Genomic DNA, 862 nt, shown 5'->3' with positions numbered 1-862 from the left:
TTCCGGCTTCCCCAATAACCGAAGGGGTATTCCCTCCAAAAGACAGTATCGACTCACGCTCCGGAGTCGTCAGCATGGAAAAGTCATCGATCTTTAGCCCTGGTTCCCATATGATGGATGTCAATAATTCTTTATAGTGACCAATCATCCGGGATATCGTCTCCTCCCGGTACAGGTCCGTGCAATATTCTATGTTTCCTTCAAGACCTTCTTTTCCTTCCGTCAGCGTAAAGGCCAGATCAAACTTCGACGTTCCATGCACCACATTCTCCCGCCGCAGCTCCAGCCCTGGCAGACTATCGGCGCCTATGTCAGCCTCCTCCATATTTTGTACCACAAACAACACATCGAATAAGGCACTTCGGCTCAGATCACGTTTCTTCACCAGGGATTCCACTACTTTTTCGAAGGGGACTTCCTGGTGCTCGAAGGCCCCCAGCGTGGTCTCCTTCACCTGCTGCAGGAACTTCCGGAAAATGGGGTTCCCGCTCAAATCGCTTCGTAACACCAGCGTATTGGTAAAATAACCGATTAAATCTTCCACTTCTCCTTGCTGCCGACCCGCAATGATACTGCCAACTACTATGTCCTCCTGACCGCTATAACGGTACAACATAACCTTAAAGGTGGCCAGCAGCGTCATGAACAAGGTCACGCCTTGCCCGCGGCAGAACTCCTGCAACGACTCGCTCACCGTCTTGTCTATCCGAAAATGCAGCCCACTTCCCCGGCTACTTTGGGTCGCAGGCCGAACATAATCCGTCGGCAGGTTCAAGGGCTCCAAACCCGTCAGCCGTTCCTGCCAGTAGCCCAGTTTCTTTTCCAATACTTCACCCCTTATATGCCGGCGCTGCCAGATCGC

At 52.1% G+C, this 862-nt stretch carries 1 protein-coding gene; it reads right to left on the bottom strand.

Annotated elements, in window-relative coordinates; all coding sequences use genetic code 11:
• The coding region (locus ACX0G9_RS31685; RefSeq protein WP_459069007.1) for a condensation domain-containing protein at nucleotides 1-862 on the bottom strand (862 nt) is incomplete at both ends.

Source organism: Flavitalea flava, from assembly GCF_054461575.1.
Note: the sequence above shows the minus strand (reverse complement) of the source record. Positions and strands in the feature narration are given on the sequence as shown.